This is a genomic window from Pedobacter frigiditerrae (assembly GCF_032678705.1).
GTDB classification, from domain to species: Bacteria; Bacteroidota; Bacteroidia; order Sphingobacteriales; family Sphingobacteriaceae; genus Pedobacter; species Pedobacter frigiditerrae_A.
Map to the genome: position 1 here is coordinate 1864543 of NZ_JAVTSS010000002.1, position 16585 is coordinate 1881127.

Annotated in this window: 16 protein-coding genes; 5 read left to right on the top strand and 11 right to left on the bottom strand. The window is 35.7% G+C overall.

Annotated features, from left to right (window positions below; translation table 11 throughout):
- The first annotated feature begins 39 nt into the window (after positions 1 to 39).
- Positions 40 to 1038 (top strand): NAD(P)H-dependent glycerol-3-phosphate dehydrogenase, encoded by a 999-nt coding sequence (locus tag R2Q59_RS18810; protein ID WP_316786889.1) that lies wholly within the window; start codon positions 40 to 42, stop codon positions 1036 to 1038.
- Positions 1039 to 1041: 3 nt separating this feature from the next.
- Here the strand turns inward: R2Q59_RS18810 and R2Q59_RS18815 are convergent, their stop codons facing one another.
- The gene (locus tag R2Q59_RS18815) at positions 1042 to 2232 is read right to left on the bottom strand and encodes an aspartyl protease family protein (RefSeq protein ID WP_316786891.1); all 1191 of its coding nucleotides are present in this window, start codon (positions 2230 to 2232) and stop codon (positions 1042 to 1044) included.
- A 509-nt stretch (positions 2233 to 2741) separates the two neighbouring features.
- Between R2Q59_RS18815 and R2Q59_RS18820 the strand changes: the two genes are divergently transcribed.
- On the top strand, positions 2742 to 3071 hold the full coding sequence (locus R2Q59_RS18820) for a hypothetical protein (RefSeq protein WP_316771683.1): 330 nt from the start codon (positions 2742 to 2744) through the stop codon (positions 3069 to 3071).
- A 186-nt stretch (positions 3072 to 3257) separates the two neighbouring features.
- Here the strand turns inward: R2Q59_RS18820 and R2Q59_RS18825 are convergent, their stop codons facing one another.
- The 9 genes from R2Q59_RS18825 to R2Q59_RS18865 form a co-directional block, all read right to left on the bottom strand.
- A complete protein-coding gene (locus tag R2Q59_RS18825; protein ID WP_316786892.1) occupies positions 3258 to 5192 on the bottom strand; it encodes a DEAD/DEAH box helicase in 1935 nt (644 codons plus the stop codon).
- A 417-nt stretch (positions 5193 to 5609) separates the two neighbouring features.
- Complete coding sequence (locus R2Q59_RS18830) at positions 5610 to 6056, bottom strand: GNAT family N-acetyltransferase (protein WP_316786894.1); 447 nt, start codon at positions 6054 to 6056, stop codon at positions 5610 to 5612.
- Between the two features lie 18 nt (positions 6057 to 6074).
- Positions 6075 to 6842, bottom strand: a complete 768-nt coding sequence (locus R2Q59_RS18835) for a hypothetical protein (protein WP_316786895.1) — start codon at positions 6840 to 6842, stop codon at positions 6075 to 6077.
- A 115-nt stretch (positions 6843 to 6957) separates the two neighbouring features.
- Positions 6958 to 7323: a DUF3703 domain-containing protein gene (locus R2Q59_RS18840; RefSeq protein ID WP_316786897.1), complete on the bottom strand. Its 366-nt coding sequence runs from the start codon at positions 7321 to 7323 to the stop codon at positions 6958 to 6960.
- Positions 7324 to 7413: 90 nt separating this feature from the next.
- Positions 7414 to 7896, bottom strand: a complete 483-nt coding sequence (locus tag R2Q59_RS18845) for an SRPBCC domain-containing protein (RefSeq protein WP_316786899.1) — start codon at positions 7894 to 7896, stop codon at positions 7414 to 7416.
- A 130-nt stretch (positions 7897 to 8026) separates the two neighbouring features.
- Positions 8027 to 8356 (bottom strand): hypothetical protein, encoded by a 330-nt coding sequence (locus R2Q59_RS18850; protein WP_316786901.1) that lies wholly within the window; start codon positions 8354 to 8356, stop codon positions 8027 to 8029.
- Between the two features lie 275 nt (positions 8357 to 8631).
- Positions 8632 to 9570 carry a hypothetical protein gene (locus tag R2Q59_RS18855; protein ID WP_316786903.1) on the bottom strand — a complete coding sequence of 313 codons (939 nt, stop codon included), beginning with the start codon at positions 9568 to 9570 and terminating at the stop codon, positions 8632 to 8634.
- Between the two features lie 165 nt (positions 9571 to 9735).
- The gene (locus R2Q59_RS18860) at positions 9736 to 11241 is read right to left on the bottom strand and encodes a hypothetical protein (RefSeq protein ID WP_316786905.1); all 1506 of its coding nucleotides are present in this window, start codon (positions 11239 to 11241) and stop codon (positions 9736 to 9738) included.
- A 764-nt stretch (positions 11242 to 12005) separates the two neighbouring features.
- On the bottom strand, positions 12006 to 12464 hold the full coding sequence (locus R2Q59_RS18865) for a DUF4293 domain-containing protein (RefSeq protein WP_316771707.1): 459 nt from the start codon (positions 12462 to 12464) through the stop codon (positions 12006 to 12008).
- Positions 12465 to 12545: 81 nt separating this feature from the next.
- On the opposite strand from R2Q59_RS18865, the gene truA reads away from it, so the two are divergent.
- The 3 genes from truA to R2Q59_RS18880 all read left to right on the top strand — a co-directional run bounded on the left by truA (position 12546) and on the right by R2Q59_RS18880 (position 16095).
- A complete protein-coding gene (truA, locus tag R2Q59_RS18870) occupies positions 12546 to 13367 on the top strand; it encodes a tRNA pseudouridine(38-40) synthase TruA (protein ID WP_316786907.1) in 822 nt (273 codons plus the stop codon).
- 93 nt (positions 13368 to 13460) lie between these two features.
- On the top strand, positions 13461 to 15251 hold the full coding sequence (locus tag R2Q59_RS18875; protein WP_316786910.1) for an ABC transporter ATP-binding protein: 1791 nt from the start codon (positions 13461 to 13463) through the stop codon (positions 15249 to 15251).
- 7 nt (positions 15252 to 15258) lie between these two features.
- The gene (locus tag R2Q59_RS18880; RefSeq protein WP_316786911.1) at positions 15259 to 16095 is read left to right on the top strand and encodes a cyanophycinase; all 837 of its coding nucleotides are present in this window, start codon (positions 15259 to 15261) and stop codon (positions 16093 to 16095) included.
- A gap of 1 nt (position 16096) precedes the next feature.
- On the opposite strand, the gene R2Q59_RS18885 is transcribed toward R2Q59_RS18880, so the two are convergent.
- Entirely contained in the window at positions 16097 to 16531 is a 435-nt protein-coding gene (locus R2Q59_RS18885; RefSeq protein WP_316786912.1) for a hypothetical protein, read from the bottom strand.
- Positions 16532 to 16585 lie beyond the last annotated feature (54 nt).

Sequence of the window (16585 nt, forward strand, 5' to 3'; positions counted from 1 at the left end):
ACGGTTTTAATCTTTTAGATTAAGCCTAAACTAATTAATATGATACCTAAAATTGCAATGATTGGTGGCGGAAGTTGGGCCACGGCAATCATCAAAATGTTGGCTGACAATACAACCGAGAAGGAGATTTTTTGGTGGATGCGTAATGAAGAAGCAATTGCTCATATTAAAGCTTTTAAGCACAATCCCAATTATTTAAGCTCGGTAGAGATTAAATTGCCTGATGCAAATATCTCAAATGATATCAGCTCAATAATATCCGCTGCAGATTACTTAATCTTAAACGTTCCTGCGGCATTTTTAAAAGAAACTTTAAAGGATATTACACCAGCGGATTTAAAGGGTAAAAAAATAATATCAGCCATTAAAGGAATAGTACCAGATGAGAACCTAATCATTGGTGAGTTCATCAATCAGAAATTCGATGTGCCATTGAATGATATTGTGGTAATTAGTGGACCATGTCATGCAGAAGAGGTAGCGCTCGAAAAACTTTCTTACCTAACCATTGCCAGTATGGATGTACAATTGGCAAGTGATTTCGCTGATGTACTTAATACGAGATACATTAAAACCAACGTTTCTGACGATATTTTTGGTACCGAATATGCTGCGGTTCTTAAAAATATATATGCCGTTGCTAGTGGTATTTGTCATGGTGTGGGTTATGGAGATAACTTTCAAGCTGTGCTGATTTCTAACGCAATAAGAGAGATTAAAAGTTTTGTAGATGCTGTTCATCCAATTGATAGGGATATCATGGAATCGGCTTATTTAGGCGATTTAATGGTAACTGCCTATTCTCAGTTTAGTCGCAACCGAACTTTTGGTAACATGATAGGGAAGGGCTACACGGTGAAGTCTGCACAACTAGAAATGAATATGATTGCCGAAGGTTATTATGCGGCTAGTTGTATGCATCATATTAATCAGAAGTATAAGGTTTCTATGCCAATTAGCGAAGCTGTTTTCCATATTTTATACGAAGGAGCTTCGCCCGCTAGAGAAATGAGATTGCTTACCGAGCAACTGAATTAGTGTTTATTCAATCAATGCTGCTCTTTTTAGCTTAAAATCTAATTTTTTACCATCTCTTAAAATGGTAATTAAAGTTTCAGTTTTTCCTTTTAATATATTGTTAAAAGCATAATTACAAGCCTCTTCTTCCGTAAAGTTATTGGAGTCTTTTCCATCAATGGCTATAACTTGGTCGTTTAATTTAATGCCAATTTTTTCTGCTTCAGAGTTTTTAAAAATCTTCGCAATAATTGGCTTGTTGTTAATGTACCTAAACCCAATGCCAAAATTCTCTAATTTGGCATCAGTTAATTCAACTTCATTTGCCATATAGATTTTGTTTGTATTCCAATCGATGATGATTTTATAATTCTTGAAGAACGTATTTCCAATTAAATTTGAAGCACTTTCAGTAAAAGCAGGGATTTGATTTTTCAACAAGATGCTACCTATATTAAATGATGGTATTTTAAAATAACTTGTTGCTGAATTTTTGCTTCCTCCATAAATTCCGGTACCAGTATTTCCAATAGTTTGTACTTCTTTAAAATTGGTTAATTCTGTTTTGTAATTATTAATAGCAAAATTAAAATCGGTGGTAGCGCCAGTATCAAAAGTTACATAAGATGTTTTGTTGCCAATTTTAACAGCAACTATTGGTGTTTTTTGATAGCCTTTAGATTTAAAATCTAGCGCTTGTGTGTTAGTAGATATATTTAAGTTAGATAAACTGTTGGTTGCTGTAAGCATTTTGTTTTTATAATCAATTTGCCAAATTGCCTTAGCCATTTGGTTGGCTCCAATTATCCCATCGTAGTTCATACACTTAAATTCAAAAATATTTTTTACATCAATAACTACCGCTCCAATATTCTCAAAGTTTAAATTTCCAATCTTCATACTTGGAATTACAACAAAATCCTGTTCTTTAGCATTTCCCTGGGAATCGAATGTTTTGTCTTTTGTTGCTGCCTTTAAGTTTAATACCGTCATTAATTCTGGTGAAATAACTGTCGCTGCACCTGTGTCGAATAAAAAATTATAGGTTTTGCCATTAATGCTTACATTGATTATTGGTACACCATAGTTAAATGTGAAAGGAATTTTTTCTGTAAATGATGTTTCTTTAATATTTCCCGATTCTAAGACTCTCTTGGTAGAACCACATGAAAAGAAAAATAAGGAAAACGTTAGTAGATAGATATATTTTTTCATTTGTTAAGGTATGTTTTTCGGTAAGCAAGGTACAATAATTTAATTTTTACAACTTATTAGGGTAAGTTAATTTCTGTTAAAAAAGAAATCCTAGTTTTGGTTTTGAAGCGCAAGGTTCGTCTGTGTTTTTAAAGGCCAGTCCCACTTTTTGTTCCAATACTTGTCCTTCGACAGGCTCAGGATGACAAGTATTTACACGTCTCCCGATAGCTATCGGGACGGGGCTATTTAACTAAAGCTAGTGCAAGGAAACCGTACAAAGTAGCACAGGCCTAATTTCTCTAAACCCGATAGCAGTGAAATTTTTTTGTCATGCTGAGCGTAGTCGAAGCACAAAAAAATGTAACGTATAGCGGGACTGAATTTTCAAAAGATTTAGTGCGCCTGCTTTTCAAATAAAAACAATTATCCTTCGACTACGCTTCCGATATAAAATCGGAACAATTAAGGATGACATTTATTTTAAACAATAATTACTTACCCTTTGTTATTCATAAAAATCTAGCATTATGAAAACGAAAAAATATTTAATTGGCTTAGCGTCAATGGCCATGATAGCATCGGTAACATTTACTGCTGCAGCACAGGAGAAAAAAACAGTTGCAGGTAAAGCGATACAAAAAACAGGTAAAGCCGCTAAAAGTGTAGGAAACAAAACAGCTGAGGTTGCAGTTAAAGGAACGGCAAAAGTTGTAGATGCAAAATATAAAGGTAAAATAGCACCAGATGGTTCTGATGTTTATATTGATGGTAAAAACAATAAATATTACATCAATAGTAAAGGAGCAAAGATCTACTTGAAAGCTAGCCAGATTAGAGTTAAGCCTGCTGGAAAATAATTTATTAACCGTCATTTCGAAATGAGCTTTTCGCGATTGAGAAATCTCTAATTTTATTAGCGCAAGACTGTCTATTGGTGGTTGTTAGAAACAGATATCTCCTCGCTGCGCTCCGTTCGATATGACGTAAACAATAAAGTCCCGACCATTGGTCGGGACTTTATTGTTATATAGGTTTTGTGAGAATTAAGAACGACGTCTTCTTTCGCCACCAGCACCGCCTTCGCGTCTTCCGCTACCGCCAGTGTTGCCACCTTTATCGTCACGGCTACGACCAGAGAAATCTCTAAAACCGCCACCACTATTACCACCTTCACGTCTTCCGCTTCCGCCACCGCTGCTTCTTCTTTCACCACCACCGCTTCTGCCGCCGCCGAAACCGCCGCCTCCGCTTCTTCTTTCACCGCCACCGAATCCACCACGTCTTTCACCACCGCCACGTCTTTCGCCGCCATCGCCTCTGCCACCAACTGGAGCATCACCGCTTTTCTCGATTCTTACATCGCGACCATTAAATTTAATGTCTTTGAAGTTAGTGAATAGAGAATCAACTGTATCATTTTCTACTTCAATGAAAGAGAAAACACCTTTTAAATCTATTTTACCAACAGATTTACCACTGATTTTACCGTTATTACAAACAAAACCTAATAAATCTCCTCTAGTAAATTCGTCTACCGAACCTACGTTGATAAATAAACGAGTGTAGTTACTGTTATCGAAGTTTCTGCCACCACGTTCTCCGCGTTCGCCACGCTCACCTCTTTCGCCTCTATCTCCACGATCATCTGCGCTAGCATTTAAATCTGGGGCGTTAGCATAGTAATCTAAGAAACGGTTAAACTCTAGTGAAGCGAATTTTTTAATGATATCTTCTTTGCTTAATTCAGCAAATTCGTCCATAATTCTTGGAATGTACTGGTCAATTTGCTCAGTATTTACTTCCACATTGTGAACTTTATGAATTAATGAGAACAATTGTTTTTCGCAAACATCAAAACCTGTAGGTAATTCTGCTTTTGTAAATTGTTTACCAATAATTCTTTCAATCTGACGGATTTTACCAGTTTCTTTAGAGTTGATGATACAGATAGAGATACCAGTTTTACCAGCACGACCAGTACGGCCAGAACGGTGAGTATAACTTTCAATTTCATCTGGTAAAGAATAATTGATTACGTGAGTTACGTTGTTTACATCGATACCACGAGCTGCAACATCTGTAGCAATTAATAATTGCATGTTACGATCGCGGAAACGTTGCATTACTTTATCACGTTGTTGTTGAGATAAATCTCCGTGTAATGAATCTGCATTGTAACCATCTTTAATTAAGTGCTCGGCAACATCCTGTGTATCCATTTTGGTTTTACAGAATACTACGGCAAAAATTTCTGGGTTAAAATCTACAATCCGTTTTAAGGCAGCGTATTTATCACGAGCACGAACGATATAGTATTCGTGTTCGATGTTTACGTTACCAGTGTTTTTTGTGCCCATAGTTAATTCTACAGGATTTTCCATGTAGTTTTTAGCAATGCGACGAACCTCAGGAGGCATAGTTGCAGAGAATAACCATGTTTTTTTATCGTCTGGTGTAGTCGATAAAATGTCGTTAATGTCTTCTTGGAAGCCCATGTTTAACATTTCGTCGGCTTCATCCAATACTACATATTTAACGCTAGAGAAATCGATGGCTTTACGGCCAATGATATCTAACATACGGCCGGGCGTGGCCACTACTATCTGTACGCCATTGCGTATTTCACGTAGTTGTTGCATAATGTTAGCGCCACCGTAAACGGCAACCACGTGTGCATTTTGCGTGTTTTTTGAGAAATTCTTGATGTCGTTTGTAATCTGTAGACATAGCTCACGCGTAGGGCACAAAATTAGTGCTTGCGGCTTATTGCTCTTAAAGTCTATTAATTCTAACAGCGGCAAACCAAATGCGGCTGTTTTTCCTGTTCCTGTTTGGGCCAAACCAACAAAGTCGTTACTACCTTCTAACAGTACAGGAATAGATTGCTCCTGAATAGGCGTAGGATTTTCGAATCCTAGCTCTTTTACGGCATTAACAACGTCATCACTTATCCCCAATTTACTAAATGGGTTTATCATTATAACATTTTTTAATTAAGCCGCAAAGGTAAGGTTAATATTTGGTATTTTATTGATAGCTAAGTAAATAGTTTTGAGCTTAATAAATTGGAAATAAGTGAGTTAAATATAATGTGCTTTACTTGTTGCTATAAAAGGGTATTTGGAGCGCATTTTTAGTGCTTTCTATCTGAGGTAGTCCCGCTTTCACTCCAAGTCCGCACTCGTTTCACTCGCTTGTGGGCTTTCCGCTCTACCGATAGCTATCGGTACGGGGCTAATTGGCAAAACCTGTGGTTATTTAGTCAGTTTTAAAAGTATGACCGCAAATTAAAATAGACCATGGAACTAAATGGAGAAAGAAGGATTGCAAATCCTTTGATAGGAGGTTCGACATTGCAAATGTCGAACAGCTTGATGTATTACAGCCAAATAAGCTTACTTGATTTTCTTAGCATAACCTGTTGATTTTGCCTCGAATCCCATTCTAGGATAAAATTGATGTGCTGATTTTCGTTCGTCCTTGTTTCCACAATTTAATACAATAAGGCTGGCATTAATTTGATTGCTTAGTTTTTCTGCCTGTTCAATTAATTTTTGTCCAATACCAAATCTTCTATGTTCTTTGCTCACTACCAATGCTTGTATTCTAATAAAATGCCCATCTTGTTCCCAGAAATAATTTTTATTCAACCCAATATAACCCACAATGGTTTCTTCTAGTACGGCAACAAATGTCCAGTAATTATCCAATTGAGCTATTGTTTTCATTCTGGTTGTCATTTGTTCAATAGTTGTTTCATAACCTAGTGTTAAGGTTAAATCAGTTATAGATGGAATGTCTTCTATCTGAAATTCTCTTATTGATATGTTGTTTTCTTTCATTGAATAATTTAGTTTTATTTATCCTTTCAACATATGCGCTAATATAGGCTCACATTTCTCTTTACAGCAAGGATAAAATTGTTTATGTTTCCAAGTTGCTGATTTAGGCGATAAACCCCACCAAAATTCTGTTAATGCCAATGGTTTTAACTGATGTTGAAAAGCGTATTGCAAAAGCTTGGGCCCTGCACATTCGCCAGCACCCGCTGGAGGATTTTTATAACCCGCTGTTGCAAAAATATCAATTAAGCTTTTTGCTTCCCCTGCTCCATTTAAGAAATGGTAATGATTAAATATTTCATTTTGCAGGGCGATGGAATGTTGTTTGCGTTTTGCTTTTAATTGATTAATCAGTTCTTTATTTGCTACCACATCTAAATCTTTCAGCTTTTTAATTTCTTGGTTCATCACTGTCAACTCTTCCATTCCTTTATTGAGGAAACTGTTTTCGGTTAATAAGTCGAATATAGGAGGGACGAATTTTGTATGACTATTTGAACCTGCCAATTTCCCAGAAAAAGCTGCTAAATAACCAATTTCTTTTGCTGCATTTTGAACAACTAAAACACCAAACATTTTACCTATGACTGTTCCTTTGTCATCTGCCAAGCCAAAGTTATGTTGCCATTCATTCTGATTTTGCAGGTAATTTTGCAATTCCTCAGCTGCTAAAACACAAAGTGGATGAGGTTTTTCATCGCTTTGCATTAAAGTTAATTGTGTAGGTATGATAACATCTTCAAGTGATTTTGAGAAGCTAATAAAGAATGGAGAAGTTGTTGTCAAAATTTAGGGTTTAATTGTGGATTCGAGATTGCAAATCTCGACTAGCAAAGTCGGAAGCTTGTAAATGTCTGTCGCTTTAATGAAAGGCGTAAAGGATGGAATTTCGATAAACACTTTATTTGTAGGCTTTTAATTCAGCCTCTTTAAACATTTCTAAGATGTCATTTTCAATAGGTAAATTTTTTAGTGGTGCAATGTTTGAACCCCCAGTGTTGCCCACCGGTATTTTGCCAACAAAAGACTTAATGCCACCAACCAACAATCTGGGAATTTGACCCATAATTTCATTGATACTTTTAATGCGAAATCCAAATTTTAACATTTTCCAGTGCGCATAGGTATGCTGATAAGGATATGCTTGGCCAATTACATGTGCTCTTTCTAAATGATACCACGAATGCTGAAAATCGCCTTTTTTTAAATGACTGTTGTAATGAGCTAACTCTATGGCATAATAATTTTTAAGAATCTTTGGCATCATCGTATTCATAACTAATTGTTTTTTGCAATGATTGGCATTGGTAAAACAAATATAAGCAAAGTCTTTATGCAAAGCAGTTGCCTCAATAAGTTAAGATGTCAGCTTCTTTTCATTTTCGGTTTGAGGTTTTCCTTTTCCATTTGGTTTTCCCTTACCGGTTTCAATTAAGCTGCGTAAGCTGTTTTGAATATAATTTGTCCAAGAATCTCTGCAAATCTCGAAACATTCGTACTCGGCAACCAAACCTTGATGTGTCATGCGAACTTGGGTTTTTCCATCTATTGTTGAGATATCAAACACTATTTTTGTTCCCGTCCACTCGGTGGTGTCTTCTGTGAACTTAAAATAGTTCTCTTTCACTAACCAAACCACTTTTTCATTGGGAATCATTGTTATGATGTGCATTTTACAACGATGAACATCCTCGTAATGATAATTAAACTCAGCATCTAATTTATCGGTTACGCCTTCAATTTCTTCTGACCACCAGCCACGAACATTGTTAACTGCATTAAATGCTTCTTCTGGTGTTTGGCCTACTAATATGGCTGTAGTGAAATCTTTATTTTCCATAGATTGAAATTTTTTTGATTAAAGATATGGTTTAAGTAAACTTTAATAGGGGTGCAAAACGGACTTTGTAGCGGTGTGGTTTGGACAAGAGTTAAGAGTGGGATTACAAATCTCGAAAAGCACCATGAAATCACCTTCCGTTTATTACTTTTTTATCAACTTGATTAGGAAGATTTCGAATTTCAATCCAATATTCTTCTCTTACATCCTCATCAATGTAAATTGGTAAACGTTCTCCATAAAGCCTGTCTCCACCATCTTTTTTGCAACCAGAAATCCAATAATAATCACCAGTTTCAATATCAAAATAGTTCTCTTTAAAGCCACTTCCATTTAAAGTTTGGAATGTTTTTACGTCATAGTGGATAGATTTACCAGTTTTGGAGAATGTAACCCTTCCAATTTTTGCATTGCCAGTTAAATCTTCCTTATGTTTAATGTACATTATGCGTGTTTTCATTAATTTTATTATTTTCTAGATTATCTATTAAAATTGAAGCGCAAGGTTTGTGCAAAATAATAAGCTTATCCCGTTTTACGCTTTTACGCTTCGCTTCGTCGTACCTCCTTGCTGCAGGGTAACGCTTCAACCGGGGCTAAATGGCAAAGACAGCATTTTATTTTTGGGGTTTGCATAGCTCAAAAAACCTATCAGCGCCTTTTCTGCGTTTCAATCTGTAAAAATCTGCGATAAGTATTTGATTGAGTGAAAGATAGTTAGGCTAAGCCGCGTTGTTATTTTCCATATTTAGTTTTCAAGTCTTTTTCTAAATTATTAAAAACATAATCGTGTTCTTGCTTAACGCCTAATTTCTCCATTGGCTCCCAATAAAATCTTGGTGTAAGTACAGAAGTGTAAGTTGTTATTCTGATCAATTTACAGCTACCATTGCCTACAGGTTCAAAATAATAGATTGCTTGTTTAAAGCCTAACCACTTTCTGCCGATTAGATTATAATCAATAACATCCATTTTCAATACCTTTCCACGTTCTATTTCTGTCACCCTTTCAGTTATTGTGCCACCACCAAAGTCAGCATTGCTTAAACGACCGCCTTTAAAATAACAAGTTCTCAAAGCGCCAACTTCTTCTTTTTCTAATACACATTTTGTTGGTATGGGTAGGTCTAGTTTTAGTAGAAAAGGTTTTTCAGCATCTAAAGTATCAACTGATTTTATTGCATCGTAAACTTGGTTAGGAGTATAGTTGAAGATTTTTTCCGTTTTAACTTCAATGATGGTTTCTTTCTCTTTTTTTAGAAAGTGTTCAGTTGGCGCAGCTATTAAGAATGGGATTAGAGGCAAAAATAAAACAGAAAGTTTGTTTGTTCCTTTGATGAGTTTATAGCGTTTAACCAATAGAGTTATCACATAACCGAGAAATATAAAAGGAATAACTAAGCCAATTGCCATTACAATGCAAATAACTCCTGAAAGTCCGGGTATATAAATTGTGATGAGTAAAAGGATTGTTGTGATAATTGTGCCCCATAGCGCATATTTTCTGATTTTCATGGTACCGATGGCTATACCTAATACAACTGGGAGTAATCCAAATAAAATCCAACTATAGTCTACAAGTCCGAGAAATAGAAAAACGATACCTGTTCCTATAAATATTATGGTTAGTATAATTGAAAGCTGAAAGCTTTTGTCTTTTAAAATCGCATTCATAATTTGATAGTTTTAATTTCTTTTTAGGGTTTGCATAGCAGCACCAAACTTTGTTTTTAAACCCGACAGAAGCGGCAGCCCCTAATTCTTCATGAGGGCTATAGCGAATGGCGGGACTGTATTTGCCACAAGGAAGGAACCGCTCATTTCCATATCCTAATTAAGCTATTTGAAATGAATGCCTATGGTTAAAAACATCGCACCTAAAATGAGTAAACCAAATACAAAGGGCAGGATAAACTTCATCCAAGCATTGTAGCTAACATTAACCATGGTAAGTGCGGGGAATACTGAACCCGTTGGCGTAATTAAAAACATAATGCCTATACCATATAGATAAGAATTTACAACTTCTCTGCCTGGAATGTTTAATAAAATAGCTAATGCACCAATAATTGGCATGGTAAGCACTGCCATGCCCGACGAAGAACTAACTGGAATGGCAAAGAAAAAATAAAATACCATGATCAGTATGATAAATATGATGGGGTTGAAGTGCTGAACTACATGCGATGCATAGTTCAAAATAGAATCACTTACCATTCCGTCGTTTAATACAATGGTCACACCACGAGCTAAGCCTACGATAACTGCTACAATAAGCAGCGATTCCATTCCTTTTGTAAATTCGTGGACAAAAGTTTTTTCACCTGTTCTTTCTATAAGGGCTATTAAAATGGAAGAACCTAAAAACAAGGCTGCCATTTCTATACACCACCAATTAAAATAAATGATACCGCAAATCATACTCACAAAAGTGAAGAGGAATATGAGTAAATAGGCTTTTGTTTTTAAGCTTAGCTTGATGTTTTCATTGTTGTTGGCAACATGTAAATCTAGTGATGAATCTATGTTTCCATCCACTTGATAAACCAGCGAAGCCTTTGGATTTTTTTTAACATTGTCGGCATAACGCAGTAAATACCAAATGAACAATGCAGTTGAGACTACAAAGAATAAAAGTCTTTCGTAAAAGCCATCTAGCCAATTTATGCCTAATGTATTACTAGCAATGATGGTAGAAAATGGATTAGAGAAACTGGCAATAAAACCAACCGCTGCACCGCCAAAAACAATTGCTAGAGGAACAATTAAATCGTAACCTGCTGCCAAAAAGAGTGGTACGAGTACTGGGTAAAATACAATTGATTCTACATCCATGCCATAAGAACCGCCTAGGAAAGAAAATATGGAGGTTAAGATGATAATGAGCAAACGTTCTTTGCCTTTCATGGTGCTGGCGAGATAGGTTACGCCTTTTAACATCGCCCCTGTTTTGTTAAAGACTTGCATAAAGCCACCAATGACCATGATAAACAATACGATGTCTATACTGTCTATAATGCCTTTTATGGGTGCTTGTAATATGGCTACAAATCCTTGTGGTCTTTTGGTATCTTGTTGGTAGGTGTTTGGAATGGATATTGGCTTTGAGATGCTGCCTTGTGTAAATTTCTCTAATTTGATGTTAATGGAAAGGCTGTCTAATGTTTTCTGTGTAAACGGTAAGGAAACCGAACCTGTTTTTGAGTTAACTACAAAAGCCTTGTTATCGTTGTTGGTTAATTTGCTGTATTGCCCTGCTGGTAAAAGCCAAGTGCTAATGGCTGCTATAATGATGACACACATCATTAATGTTGTGGCAGTTGGGAGCGTTAGTTTTTTCTTCATCGTTTGTTGCTGTCGGTTATAACGAAGTTATGGAAAAAAGGAGTTTATGCAATGGGGTGGAGGATTTTGCAACCTTCCTAACAAGCTACGTCATTGCGAGCCTCTGTTTTTCACGGGGCGAAGCAATCTCATTTGGTGTTCTGGGAAGGGGTTGTGTGGTTTTGAGGGTTTACAGAGTTTCAACCTAACACCTCTAATCTGTCATTCCCTGCCTACCGCAGGCAGGCGACTTTGGAGGAATCTATGGGGTAAATTTCAATCTCATTGGGGAAGGCGCCTCGTTTATTTTGTTGATGAACAGTAGCTTACTTTATAGTTGCAGTTACTAACACGGATTACAAATCCTATGATAGGAATTCCAAATTGCAAATCTGCAATAGCTTGATTTAGTGTATACAAAAAAATCGTCTTCTAAAAAACATCAACAAAATTATTGTCGCAATGCAAGCAACGATAAATACTTTTAACATTTGAATTGTAAAGCACAAATCTTGTCCTGTTACTTTTGAAATACATTTGCTTAGATTATCCGTTTCGTATTTCTGACTTACCATTGTATTGATTATTCCAAAAGCAAAAACAGGAATCCCAATAATTGAAAACCAGATTAAAATATAAAATATTATCTTTTTTGTTCGTTTCATTTTTGGTTTTCCTTTTGTTCTTTAAGTTGCTGCTCATCCAAATATATACCAAACCCTCCATAATAAAAAACGCCCTTATTATGCATAAAGGCGTTTTCAAATTCTTATATTAATACTTCTCTACCTCAACCTATCCGCACTTTTCAACAACTTCTCATCATTATTAATTCCTCTAATGGCCAACATACAAAACAGAATAGCGATTACAGGCAAAAACATACCAACGGTAGCATTTGCAGTTTCTAATCCACCTGGAATTTTCTTCGCATATTGACTGCACCAAAAAGATAAACCAATAATTAATACCACATTAGCAATAATGATTTTCTTTTGAATTGCTCTTTTTCTGAAATTAAAAATATTGATGAAACACATTGCTGCGACTGCAATTGTGCTAATTAATAAAGGCAAAAATGCTTCAACCTTGGTCGTCACTTCTCCAGTTTTTTGGTATAAACCTGTTGCTAAGATTTGGTATTCAGTACTTCCCACGGTTGTGGTAACCATAGGCACAAAAAGTAAACAGCTAATGGTTATGGTGGCTAATAGAAGCCATATAGATTGTATTCTCTGTATCATAAATTAAATATTTAAACAAACTTAGTAAAAGATTTAAAGTTTGTAATGTTAGATGGTTGAAATTTTAAATGTTACATCAATGTGGGATTTAATATTGGTCAACATTCAAACATTCTAAGTAGTTTTGCAGCATTGAACTCGCATAGATATTTTATAGAACTTAGTTATAACGGTACTGAATTTCACGGTTGGCAAACACAACCTAACGGGATTACTGTGCAAGAATGCCTAGATAAAGCTTTAAGCGTTTATTTCAGGCAAGAAATAGTTTCGCTTGGTTGTGGTAGAACCGATGCAGGTGTTCACGCTACTCAATTTTTTGCCCACTTTAATGTGGCAGATTTGCCAGTAGAAAAAGTAGTGAATTCCCTCACCGGAATTAATTCTTTACTGCCTTACACCATCGCCGTAAAACGAATTTTTGAAGTGGCCTTTGAAGCTCATGCAAGATTTGATGCCACAGCTAGAGCTTATAAATACCATATTCATTTTGATAAAGACCCTTTCAAGTTAGATAGGTCTTGGTTGTACAAAGGAGATTTAGATGTATCCAAAATGAATAAGGCTGCTCAACTTTTGTTAAACTATATTGATTTTTCTTGCTTCAGTAAGTCAAACACACAAACTTTTACCAACAATTGCAAAATAACCGAAGCTGGTTTTGAGCAGGTAGAAAACAGTTTGGTGTTTACCATAAAGGCCGACCGCTTTTTAAGAAATATGGTGCGAGCAATTGTAGGAACTATGATTTTGGTTGGCAAAGGCGATATAGCCATAGAAGAAGTTTCTAATATAATTGAAGGAAAAAACAGAAGCAAGGCAGGGCAATCTGTTCCGGCTTGTGGCTTATATTTGGTGGCGGTGGAGTATCCTTTTATAGATAATGATAGAATTGTAGAATGAGGGAATGGTTGATTTTTAATAAGAAATTGAACAAATGATTGGATGACTTGTTAACTCACTCATTTAAAATCCATTCATTCAAAATTAAAAAATATGTCTAAAATAACAGGAGATGCGTTTAATGTAGGTTTGCTCAAAAGAGTTTACGATTATGTAAAACCATATCGTGCTACTTTTAGGTTGTCTATCGTGTTAACCATTTTGTTAGCGGCAATTACTCCGGTTAGACCGTTTTTAATCGGTTATACCTTAAATGAGTTTATCCTTAAAAACAACTTTACAGGTTTGGTAGAAATGACAATTTTGATGATTGTTTTGTTGCTAGTACAAACTTTAATCCAATATAGTCAGACGCTGGCAACCAATACGTTGGGGCAATCTGCCATTAAAGACTTGCGAATAAATGTCTTTAATCACATTACTAAACTACGTTTAAAATACTTCGACCAAACACCAATTGGACAGTTAATTACTAGAACTGTTTCAGATTTAGAAACCATTGCAGATATTTTTTCTGAAGGTTTAATTGCCATGGTTGGCGATTTATTACAAGTGATTGTGATTATTGGTTGTATGTTATATATTGATTGGGAGCTAACGATTGTTGTCTTGTTGCCTATCCCTTTTTTAATTGTCGCTACAAGAATTTTCCAGAAGTCTATTAAGGTGGCTTTCCAAGAAATTAGAACAGAAGTTTCTAACCTAAACACTTATTTGCAAGAACACATCAGTGGAATTTCCATCATTCAATATTTTGCTAGGGAAGAACAAGAATATAAAAAGTTTGTTAAAATAAATAAGCGCTATCGCGATGCGAATATCCGTTCAAACTGGTATTATTCTATCTTTTTTCCGGTTGTAGAGTTAATCTCTGCCTTGTCATTGGGTTTGTTAATTTGGTATGGCTCTAGAATGATTTTGAACAAACCATTAGATGTAGAACCTGGAACTATTACTACCTTTATCATGTTCATCAATATGCTTTTTAGACCAATTAGAGAGCTTGCAGATAAATTTAACACCTTACAGATGGGAATGGTTGGAGCAGAACGTGTTTTTAAGGTTTTAGATACTCAAGAAACAACAGAGAACAAAGGAACTTATACGCCAGAAAAACTACAGGGTGCGATCAGCTTTGAAAATGTTTGGTTTAGTTATAATCAAGATGAGGAAGTTGCGGATGAAAATTATGTGTTGAAGGATATTTCATTTGAAGTTAAGGCTGGTCAGACAGTGGCTTTGGTAGGAGCAACAGGTGCAGGAAAATCATCAACCATCAATATTTTAAATCGCTTTTACGAAATACAAAAGGGAACCATCAAGGTTGATGGTATAGCGATAAAGGATTATGAACTCAGTTATTTAAGAAGCAATATTGCTACTGTTTTGCAGGATGTGTTTTTATTTTCAGATACCATTTTCAATAACATTACACTTAACAATCAGGATATTCAGTTTGATGAAGTGGTAGATGCCGCAAAAAAGGTAGGTGCTCACGAATTTATTGAACGTTTGCCTGGTGGCTATCATTACAATGTGATGGAAAGAGGAGCCACACTTTCTGCTGGTCAAGCACAGCTGATATCTTTTATAAGAGCTTTAGTTTATCAGCCTTCTATTTTGGTTTTAGATGAGGCTACATCATCAGTTGATACCGAAACAGAAATGCTTATCCAAAAGGCAATTGATAAATTAATGCAGGGCAGAACATCAATAGTGATTGCTCACCGTTTATCAACCATTCAAAAAGCCGATCAGATTATCGTTTTAGATAAGGGAGAAATTAAGGAAAAAGGCACACATCAAGCTTTGCTTAAATTAGATGGTTACTACAAGAAGTTGTACGATTTGCAGTTTTCATCTGTTGGGATAGCTAAAAATTAATTTAGGGATGAAAAGAATATTTTTAATAGTAATCAGTTTCGTAATAACCATAACTGCTCAGGCACAAAATGCAAAAGGGAGTTTATTCATCATTGGTGGTGGCGATCGCTCAGACGAACTCATTAAACAATTGGTTGCCACTTCAAATTTTAAGGCAAATGATTATATAATTGTTCTGCCAATGGCAAGTGAAATTCCAGATACTGGATTTAAATATATTTCCTTACAGTTAAAAAAGCAGACTAATCTTACCATCAAGAATTTCAATTTCAGCAAGCATGATGTAAATGATAAAAAATGGATTGATTCTTTAGCAGGAGCAAAGTTAATTTATATTTTAGGAGGCGACCAAAACAGATTCATGAAGTCGGTTTTAGGTACACCAGTTTATACGGCTATTCACAAAGCATACAATAATGGCTCTACCATTGCAGGAACAAGCGCAGGTGCTGCGGTAATGAGTAAGTACATGATTACCGGAAAACAATTATTGGATACTGTTTACAAGGAAACCTTCAATAAACTTTGGGATAAAAATGTAGAGTTTGCGGAAGGGTTAGGCTTGTTACAAAATACCATTATCGATCAGCATTTTTTAAAACGGAATAGGTACAATAGATTGATTTCATCCTTAGCGGCACATCCAGATTTAGTTTGTGTTGGCATTGATGAAGGAACTGCAATTATTGTGCATGGTAATAAAGCAACTGTAGCAGGAGATAGTCAGGTGATTAGATTTGCCGTTCCTAAAGGTTTACAAAATACCTCAAAAGGATTAATCAAATTTAGCAATGCAGAATTTGGTGTGTTTACCGCAGGTGATGTAATAACAATTAAGCCTTAAATTATTTACTCAACTCATCTATCAATAAAGTCCTAACTTTAGTAGAGCCTGTTGTTACTGTTTCATCAGATACTACCAAGCCAATTGTAGTGGTTCTTATGTAATTAAGTTTTTGTGTTAAAGCAGGAGTTCCCGAGAATGTAATGTTTTCTCCGGCCTCATCAATGGTGAATGTCCCCGATTTTATAATGGTTTTGTTCGTTTGAAAGTAAGTTCCATCAGCACTAAACACCAATGTGTCAACTGGGTTATAAGCTGTGGTGTCTTTTCTAATTACAGCGGCACTATCTACTTCCCTTATCCTCAACTTTAACGGCCATCTACCTACTAATTGTTGCAAGGCAGCTTGTTTGTCTGTAAGAGCTTCTTTTTTGCAAGCATAAAATGCGAAGGTCACAAAAGCTAAAAGAATAAGTGCAATTTTCGATTTAGACATTTTCCAAAGGTGTTTGTAGGTGTAAAGATAGAAATTAGTTCATTGGTTCAATAG